The organism is Cupriavidus sp. FW306-01-F10A (assembly GCF_058782785.1).
In genome coordinates this window covers 44147-52962 of sequence record NZ_JBYSYA010000033.1, presented here as the reverse complement: position 1 = coordinate 52962, position 8816 = coordinate 44147, and the positions used below count along the sequence as shown (strand labels likewise).

Here is an 8816-nt window from a genome sequence, read left to right as displayed (position 1 = left end):
CCCACGCTGCTGGCCATCGATGCAGGCCCCGCTCGCTATCGGCGCATCCTCGAGCGCTTGCTCAACGAGGATCAGAATGTGGAACGTCGAATCGTTTCGAGATCTGCACGCGCGCATTAAGTTTGAAGCGGCATGAGTGACGAGTGCAATAGCTTTAGTAAGTTAGTCGAGAACCATCCTCGTACCGAGTTCGCGGATATGAGCAATATGAAGAGTGCGAAACCCTGACGTTAACGACCCATCCGCTTGTCCTGCGCGGGACGTCAGCATTTGAGGGTGCCGAAGGGAACAGTTGTCCGTAGTACCCTAAACGCTCTATCTGCGCGCACGGTTGGGCAATTTGCAATGCGAACACGAACAAGCCAACCGATCGGCAAGCGCTTGCATTTGCGTGAGTATGGTCACGTACGACTCGGCGCTTTGGGTTTCCGCTTACGAATGGGTTGACGGTGCCCGGGCTCGGTCATGTTTCCGAGCGCAGCGCTCGAACAATGACTGGCCGCTGTCTCCTTGAGCAAGGACCGGAGCCACGCGATTGCGGGATCTCGCTCCTGATATTTGTGCCATTGCAGGTTTTCGGCGAACGAGGGGATCGCTATGGGGCAGGTCATGACCCGTAGTGGAAAGCGCGTAGCCATCTGGCGAGCCAGACGCGAGGGCAAGGTAGCAATTCGGGATGTTCCCACCAGCAACTCGGGCACGAGCGTGAAGTTAGGTGCAATCACGCTCTGCCGCCGTGTCCGCTTCCCCGTCGAGATCATGCGCGCATCGAAAGTAATGCGCCGTCCACCCCCCCATTCAACGCTGACATGCGTCGCTGCAAAGTACTCCTCCTGCGACAAGGTCTCGCCATAGGCGGGATCGGCCGCACACACGAGGCAGGAAAACGAGTCTTCAAAGAGCGGTTCACCTGGATGGCCAGCCACCATGGCGAACTCCGGCGCAATCAACAGCTCTGCTTCGCCGCTTTCGAGATGCTCAGGAGTCTGCGGGCTGATCGCACGCAGGTCGAACTGCATCAAGGGCGCCAGCTTTGCCGCCCGACGTACCACCTCCGACAGAAACACACTGATGACGTAATCCGACGACTCGATTGTGAATCGTCGTGTCGACGTAGCGGGATCAAATGACGGCCGCGCTCGGGTGATCGCCTGAATCTGCAGCAGTACATCCCGCACTGGCTTGCTGAGCTCCATCGCCAGCGGCGTCAGCACTTGTGTCTTGCCGACAGGTACGAGCAACTCATCCTCGAAATACTCGCGAAGGCGAGCCAGTGAACAGCTTGTGGCCGGCTGACTCAAGAAAAGTCGCTCGGCTGCTTTGCCCACGCTTCGCGTGGAGAGGAGGGCGTCGAGGACGACCAACTGGTTCAGGTCGAGCTTGTTGAAGCGCATGTCGGAAGGAATTTACAGGATAGATGCTCCGCATTTAAGCAATAAATTTTGTAAATGTCACGGCGAACGGGACAATGGCCACAAAGCGGTGCGACAAGCCGCACAAAGTAAACAGATCAAGGAGACGAAGACCATGCAGGATCGTTGCACTGCGAGATCCGTGTCGGCCCAGTGGGGCTTAGTGATCACCCTCACCGTCATCACCATGCTTGCCCAGATCGACAAGAACATCTTGGTTCTGATGGTCGGTCCCATTCAGCGCGAGTTCGGTGTCAACGACGTCCAGATCAGCTTCCTAATCGGAGCGGCGTTTGCCGTGGCGAATATCGTCGTTGGAATGCCGGCAGGATGGCTTGCCGACAGATTCGACAGGCGCGTGATCATTGCCTGCGGCGTTGTGATCTGGTCCGTCGCCGTGGCGGCAAACGCGGCCGCAGTGTCATTTGTCGCGCTGGTATTGGCGCGCATCGTCGTTGGGGGCGCCGAAGCGCTCATCCCACCGTCATCGTATTCCCTCATTCGTGACGGCGTCGACGAGATCCGCCGCGCGCGTGCGTTGTCGGTCTACACCATGGCGCTGATCCTCGGCACCGGACTCTCGCTTGTGCTGGGTGGTCCTCTCATGAGCGCAATTCAGTCGGCCGATTGGCGCTCGCTACCCGTGATCGGGCATGTCGCCTCATGGCAAATGACGCTTTTCCTGATCGGCATGGTTGGTTTTCCGATTGGCCTGATGATCTTTCTGAACCGTGATCCCGGGCGGCCGGGAAGCGACGGGGCGAGCGAGCAGGTACACGGGGGAGAGGGTGTACGCGCCATTGCTCGTCTGCTTTGGCAGCGGCGAGGCCTTTTGGGGCCGCTACTGATGTTTGTCATCGCCAACGCAGTGATCACCTATGGGCTTGCTGCCTGGGTGCCCACTGTAGCCGCACGCCGCTTCTCTCTCGATATGAGGGCGTTCGGGCTCACTCAAGGTGCGTTGATGCTGACCGCGGGGCCGTTGGGTCTCTGGCTGGTCGGCGTTGCCATGCAAAGCAAAAGGACGGCAGCGCCGTTGACGCGCGTGGCACTGATCGGTCTCGTCGCGAGCTGCGCCGTCGCTGCCTTAACGGTATCGCTAGTGCTGTCCAACTCTCTGCGTGCCTTCTGGACCATCGACGCGATGGTTGTCCTCTGCTCGTGGACGTTCATGACCGTGACGTCGGTCATCGTGTCGCGCACTGTACCTACGCAATCCGTTGGATTGGTCATGGCTCTTGTGTTGGTGCTGAACGGCCTGGTTGGGCAAGGTTTTTCGCCAACGCTGATCGCGCTCGTTGGTCGTTATGTCTTTGATGGCGCGGCACAAGCGCTTCCCTACGCTATGGCGGCGGTGTTCGCCGCGTCGGGCATGGTGGCGTGTTTGGCTGCCATTGCGTTGCACCGAGGGCTGGGACGCGGCAGTTGCTCGCTAGGAACAGTGCAGGCTTCGGCCGGCACTTGATAAGGCGGGCTAGCAGGACAAAAAAAATCAGGAGGAGACAGAGGTGAAGGCGAATCATCGTAGGCCAATTGGTGTTGTCATTTGCGCGCTGGCATCTGGCGCTTCCCAAGCACAATCGAACGTCACCCTGTCCGGTCTGCTGGGCGTTGGCGTGTCGTACACCACCAATGCAGCCCCGTCCGGAAGTGGCCTGTTGCAAGAAAGTGGGACACATGCCGTCCCATTCATTGCGATGTCCGGGCGCGAGGCAATCGACAGCGACACCGCTGCGATTTTCCGGTTGAGCAAGTACGCGTTCCTCGATACGGGCATGAGCACACCGTTCGAGAGCTTTGTCGGCTTGAGTTCCGCGCGCATGGGAACGCTCACGCTCGGGTCGATGTACGACCTGATGGCCGACCTGGTGCCGTTCACTTCCGAGCGCTATACGTCCTTGCTGGCGACCCATCCTGGGAACCTGGATCGTACCGTCGGCAATTCGCTCAACAGCACCATCAAATACAAATCCCCGACATACGGCGGATTCCAATTTGGTGCGATGTACGGAATTGGGTCATCCGGATCCTCGACCAATATCGGACGGGCGATCGGGGCCGAGATCAGCTACACCGGCAATCCGTGGCAGGCGGTGGCCGTATGGGAGTCCGTGAATGGGGTTCCTTATACGCCTGGAACGAAGCTGGGTGTGCCCCGGCTCTACGGCATCGATCTCACGCAGACACCCAATGCGGCGCTGTTTCAGAACCAGAACATCGGCAGCATAGGCGTGGCCTACGTGAACGACGGTTGGCGGGTGATGGGCAACTACAGCTACACGCGCCTGTTGGCGCTCGGCGCCTCGGCAACGGCGCAGTCGATCGACGTGGGTGCGTACAAGTACGTCACGCCGGCATTGCGTCTGGGGGGCGGGTACTCATACACGAAGCTCGATTCCTACAAATGGAATCAGCTGCACGCGCATGCCGACTACGCGCTCTCAAAGCGCACCAGCCTCTATGTACTTGGTGTGTTGCAAGTCGCGGGGGAAGGCCAACGCGCAGTGATGCGCAATCAACTGCTCGCAGCGGGGCCTCGGCAGACGGTTTTGGAGACGGGAATCACCCACGTCTTTTGACGGATGTTTGCCACGCAGTCAATCAAGTGGGCGGATTATTCAATGGAGGAAAGGGTAATGCAGTGGGACGTAATCGTGGTCGGCGCCGGCCCATCCGGTTTGACGATGGCGGCAGAACTGGCTGGGGCAGGCGTGAAGACGTTGGTGGTGGAGCGCCGTACCTCGGGCGTCCAATCGCGCGCCGGGACGATCCTGCCGCGTTTGCTTGAGCTCTTTGATGCGCGTGGTATTGCCGACCGCTTCATCGAGAAGACACGAGCGATCGCGCCATATCCGTTCCGGCCTTCGCATATCTGGGCCGGGTTTCATCCGATCGAATGGAAGTATCTGGAAACGCGTTTTGGCTTCACGCTGGGGCTCCCGCAGAACCACACGGAGGAAGTCCTTTGGGACTGGGCCATGGAAAGTGGTGCCGTCATTGAACGCGGGGCCGAGTTCCGTGACGTCCGACAGGATGCCAAGGGTGTTGAGGTCGATCTCGAAAAATCAGACGGGGCAGTTACCACTCTGCGCGCAAAGTATCTGATTGGGGCGGATGGCGGACGCAGCATGGTTCGCAAGCAGATCGGACTTCCGTTCGAAGGGCATTCGGGTACGTTCCGCGGCATTGTGGTCGATGCCGAGCTCGAAGCGCCTTGGCCCGGCGGGCGTATCAACGTCGACAACGAGATGGGCTGGATTCGCGGCTACACCTTTGGGCAGGGCATTACGCGCTTCAACATCGTTCACCGCGAACGGCGCCATGCTTCGAAGGACGAGCCGGTCACTCTGGATGAGGTGTTGCAGTGCCTGCGGGATGTTCATGGAACGGACTACGGCATTACCGGATACCGCTGGGCATCGCGCTTTGACGATCAGATGCGCGCCGTTCCGACGTTGCGCCAGGACCGCGTATTCCTGGTTGGGGAGTCTGCGCGTATTCACTATCCGGCCAGTGGCGTCGGTATGAATTTCTGCCTTCAGGATGCGTTCAATCTTGGCTGGAAGCTGGCCAATGTGATCAATGGGGTCGCGGAAGAGCGCACGCTTGAATCCTACAACGCTGAACGCTTGCCGGTCATGCACCGCTTGCTCGAGAGCGTCAAGGCGCAGTGCGTGTTGCAGTTCAACTTCTCAGAGGACGCTGTGGCGCTTAAGCGCCGGATGCAGGCGCATCTGATTCCATTGCCGGATGTGCAGCGCAAGTTGGTGCTGGAGTTGTGTGGGCTTGAAGCGCCATATCCGGGTGATGAAGGCAGCCATCCACTGACGGGGCACCGTTGCCCGGATGTCGACCTGATCCTCCTGGATGGCCGTTCGGTGGCGGTGACGCAGACGCTGCGCGAGCGCAATTTCGTTCTGCTGGACCTTGAGGGTTTCGGGCGGCAGTTCGATACGTTGGACATCTCAGGGCTGCCCGTTACGGTGTTGCAGGCGCGGGCTGCGCGCATCCCCAGCGCGTTGGACGGCGTGAAGGGGGTGCTGGTACGCCCTGACGGCTATGTCGCCTGGGCAAGCGAGAACCTTGCAACACCAGCTGAAATCGAGGCGGTGCTCGGGAAATGGCTCAAGAGACCAGCGCAATGAGTGGGCGGCGCAAGCTTATCGCGGGAGGTTGGGTCCTCAGCATGGATCCAACCATCGGAGACCTGCGTCAGGGCGATGTGTTGGTGGAAGATAGCCGGATCGTCGCAATCGCGCCAAGCATTGAAGCCGCTGACACAGAGAGGATCGACGCGCGCGGCATGATTGTGCTGCCCGGCTTCGTCGACACGCACCGCCACACGTGGCAGACCTGCGTGCGGCATCGCTACGCCGACATCGACCCGCAGATCTACTTTGCAGAGATGCTCGGGGCGAAAGGGGCTGCCTTTCGCCCGGAAGACGTCTACGCGGGCACCTTGCTTGGCGCGTTGTCAGCACTCGACAGCGGCACGACGACGATGCTCGATTGGTCCCACGTGCAGAACACGCCGGAGCATACGGATGCTGCGATTGCCGCGTTGCGGGACGCTGGCATTCGCGGCGTGTTTGCCCATGGTTGGCCGCTGGTCGAGGCGGCCTCCTGGATGTTCGACAGCCAACGTCGGCATCCTGAAGATATTCGCCGTTTGCGCAAGCATTTCTTTTCGTCCGACGACCAGTTGCTGACCCTCGCCATGGCCGCGCGTGGTCCTGAGATGGCACAGCGTGACATTTGGCTGTCGGATTTGGCACTGGCTCGTGAACTCGGCATCCGCTCGAGTATTCACATGGGCGCCTATGCGCGCAATGCTTCCGTGCGAGCCATTGCGCAGATGCACGAAGCCGGTGTGCTGGGTGACGATCTGACATTCGTTCATTGCTGTTTTTCCCATGCCGACGAGATCGTGATGATGGCTGACGCAGGCGTCAGCGCATCGCTCGGCGTGCACTGCGAAATGAACGCGCAGGGCATCGGCGATATCCCGTTTGACCGACTGTTGGCGGCGGGCATACGGCCGAGTCTGAGTGGCGACACCGAAACCAAGTGTTCGGGCGACATGTTTACGCAGATGCGCCACGCATTTGCCTACTACCGCTCATGGATGGGCGGCGGGCATTCCCGTGTGCCGAATGCTCCCGGCACCCTGACGCTACGCGATGTGTTGGAGTTCGCAACCGCGGCAGGGGCCTGTGCCACGGGGCTCGATCGTAAGGTGGGATCGCTCACGCCGGGGAAGCAAGCCGACATCGTCCTGATTCGTGGCGACGATATGAATCTCGCGCCAGTTTCAGACGCCGTGGGGGCGGTCGTTCTTGCGGCACATCCTGGCAATGTCGACTCGGTTTTTGTGGCCGGAAAGGCCGTTAAACGGAACGGGCGGATGGTCGGGGTTGATCTCGATGCCCTACGTGCCCGTGCCTTGACCTCTCAGCAATACATTCTCGGACTGCAATGACCGATACGCTCTTCAAACAACCCCTCGATCCGGAATTGGCGGCCATCGTGGCGCGACTGTCGACCGCGGGGGCGCAGCCTCCGTTTTCCGGCACGCCTGCGCAGGCGCGGGAACGCATGCAACGCGCTGTGATGGCCGCACGTGAGCGTGCACCACTGCCAACGGTTGGCGCTGTCGAAGATGCCATTGCCGTGAGCGATGTGGCCGGTACCTTGGTACGTGTGCCTGTGCGCGTCTATCGCCCGCAGGGCAGGCCAAGCACGATGCCGACCGTGGTGTTCTTCCACGGTGGTGGCTTCGTTCTCGGCAGTGTCGAGCTCATGGACGACATCGCGCGCAAGCTTTGCCGAGACCTGCGCGCCGTGGTTGTGTCGGTCGAGTATCGACTCGCGCCGGAACACCCGTTTCCTGCGGCACACGAAGACGCGTTGGCGGCAACGCGCTGGGCAATCGGCTGCGTCGATCAACTGGGCGGAGATGTGTCGCGCATCGCCGTGGCAGGCGAAAGTGCCGGCGCCAATCTGGCGACCTCGACCGCGCTTGCCCTGCGCGGCCACACGCCCGGTCTGGCCGCACAACTGCTGGTGGTCCCAGGTGTCGACATGGCGCGCGATGTAGGACTGATCGAGGCGAAACAAGTCGATTTCCCGATGCTTTCACCCAACGATCTGCGCGATATTGCGCGGCTATACATGGGCGATGCGCACGCGCGTGCTGCCGATTGCCCCCCATCGCCGCTGCGCGCACAAGATCTTGGCGGAATGCCACCCGCGCTGATAGCCGTTGCCGGACACGATCCACTCTATGAAGAGGGATTGGCCTACGCCAAGCGGCTCGAAGCTGCGGGTGTGCCTGTGGAAGTCGAGCGGTTTGGCGACATGTTTCACATCTTCTTCGGCATGTTTGAAGCATCGGCGGCAGCACGCCGTGCAAACGACACCCTATGCCAAGCATTCGCGGCTTGGCTGGATCAACACGCTTTGCCGCAGCCCCGGTAGCGGGTGACGGTGAACGTCATTTTTTTAACTTTATAGGAGGCATGTAGCCATGCGTTTTGTTTCGTTTATCAGGAATGGCAAGCCAACTCTGGGCGTGCGCGAAGGCGGTATGGTGCGCATTCTGGGCGAAGAATCGCTTGAATCGCTCTTGGCGCGCGGAGTGGATTTGGAGAGCTACGGGCAAGCACAGCCGGGTCAACAAACGGTGAGCTCGGAAGGCATCACCTTCCTGCCGCCGCTTGCTCGCCCACCGAAAATCATTTGTGTCGGGCTGAACTATGCCGACCACACCAAGGAAAGCAACTACGAGCAACCCTCCTATCCAACCCTGTTCTTTCGGGTGACGACCAGCTTGATCGCACACGAACAGCCGCTCGTGCGACCTGCGGTACAAGACAGCGAGGGCCTCGACTTTGAAGGGGAGATTGCCGCTGTCCTCGGGAAAGGTGGTCGACACATTCGCAAGGAAGATGCGCTGGCCCATGTGGCCGGCTACGCCATCTTCAACGATGCCTCGGTCCGTGAGTATCAGTTCAAAACACCGCAGTGGACGGTCGGCAAGAACTTCGACGGTACCGGTGCGTTTGGTCCCGACCTTGTCACGGCCGACGAGCTTCCGCCTGGCGCGAAGGGGCTTCGGCTGGAGACCCGTCTGAACGGTGAAGTCGTCCAGTCGGCGAGCACGAACGACATGGTGTTTGATGTCGAAAGCCTGATCAGTATCTTGAGCCAAGCGATCACGCTCGAGCCGGGCGACGTCATCGTGACTGGAACGCCATCCGGGATCGGCTGGGCGCGTACACCGAAACTGCTGATGAAACATGGCGACGTATGCGAAGTCAGCGTCGAGGGGATCGGTACGCTGAGCAACCCGATCGTTGACGAAGCGGCACGTTGAACCGACCGGCTTCCCGACGGGTTGGGCCG

At 60.3% G+C, this 8816-nt stretch carries 7 protein-coding genes; 6 read left to right on the top strand and 1 reads right to left on the bottom strand.

Annotation, left to right across the window (positions count from 1 at the left end; genetic code table 11):
• Positions 1-401 precede the first annotated feature (401 nt).
• The gene (locus AC3WLF_RS29165; protein WP_492359194.1) at positions 402-1394 is read right to left on the bottom strand and encodes a LysR family transcriptional regulator; all 993 of its coding nucleotides are present in this window, start codon (positions 1392-1394) and stop codon (positions 402-404) included.
• On the opposite strand from AC3WLF_RS29165, the gene AC3WLF_RS29160 reads away from it, so the two are divergent.
• Genes AC3WLF_RS29160 through AC3WLF_RS29135 form a run of 6 tightly spaced genes read left to right on the top strand, consistent with a single transcriptional unit; the run spans position 1393 to position 8787 of the window.
• Positions 1393-2877 (top strand): MFS transporter, encoded by a 1485-nt coding sequence (locus tag AC3WLF_RS29160; protein WP_492359193.1) that lies wholly within the window; start codon positions 1393-1395, stop codon positions 2875-2877. The two genes, AC3WLF_RS29165 and AC3WLF_RS29160, sit on opposite strands and share 2 nt — an antisense overlap.
• A gap of 43 nt (positions 2878-2920) precedes the next feature.
• Positions 2921-3991 carry a porin gene (locus AC3WLF_RS29155; RefSeq protein ID WP_492359192.1) on the top strand — a complete coding sequence of 357 codons (1071 nt, stop codon included), beginning with the start codon at positions 2921-2923 and terminating at the stop codon, positions 3989-3991.
• 3 nt (positions 3992-3994) lie between these two features.
• Complete coding sequence (locus AC3WLF_RS29150) at positions 3995-5557, top strand: FAD-dependent monooxygenase (RefSeq protein WP_492359191.1); 1563 nt, start codon at positions 3995-3997, stop codon at positions 5555-5557.
• The gene (locus AC3WLF_RS29145) at positions 5533-6891 is read left to right on the top strand and encodes an amidohydrolase family protein (protein ID WP_492359190.1); all 1359 of its coding nucleotides are present in this window, start codon (positions 5533-5535) and stop codon (positions 6889-6891) included. The genes AC3WLF_RS29150 and AC3WLF_RS29145 overlap by 25 nt, the downstream gene beginning before the upstream one ends.
• A complete protein-coding gene (locus AC3WLF_RS29140; RefSeq protein WP_492359189.1) occupies positions 6888-7889 on the top strand; it encodes an alpha/beta hydrolase in 1002 nt (333 codons plus the stop codon). The genes AC3WLF_RS29145 and AC3WLF_RS29140 overlap by 4 nt, the downstream gene beginning before the upstream one ends.
• Before the next feature lie 49 nt (positions 7890-7938).
• Entirely contained in the window at positions 7939-8787 is an 849-nt protein-coding gene (locus AC3WLF_RS29135; RefSeq protein WP_492359188.1) for a fumarylacetoacetate hydrolase family protein, read from the top strand.
• Positions 8788-8816 lie beyond the last annotated feature (29 nt).

Bases quoted from the DNA above. Each gene is read 5' to 3' on its own strand.
- AC3WLF_RS29140 (WP_492359189.1), top strand. From the start codon at position 6,888: ATGACCGATACGCTCTTCAAACAACCCCTCGATCCGGAATTGGCGGCC.
- AC3WLF_RS29145 (WP_492359190.1), top strand. From the start codon at position 5,533: ATGGCTCAAGAGACCAGCGCAATGAGTGGGCGGCGCAAGCTTATCGCG.
- AC3WLF_RS29135 (WP_492359188.1), top strand. From the start codon at position 7,939: ATGCGTTTTGTTTCGTTTATCAGGAATGGCAAGCCAACTCTGGGCGTG.
- AC3WLF_RS29160 (WP_492359193.1), top strand. From the start codon at position 1,393: ATGTCGGAAGGAATTTACAGGATAGATGCTCCGCATTTAAGCAATAAA.
- AC3WLF_RS29165 (WP_492359194.1), bottom strand. From the start codon at position 1,394: ATGCGCTTCAACAAGCTCGACCTGAACCAGTTGGTCGTCCTCGACGCC.
- AC3WLF_RS29150 (WP_492359191.1), top strand. From the start codon at position 3,995: ATGTTTGCCACGCAGTCAATCAAGTGGGCGGATTATTCAATGGAGGAA.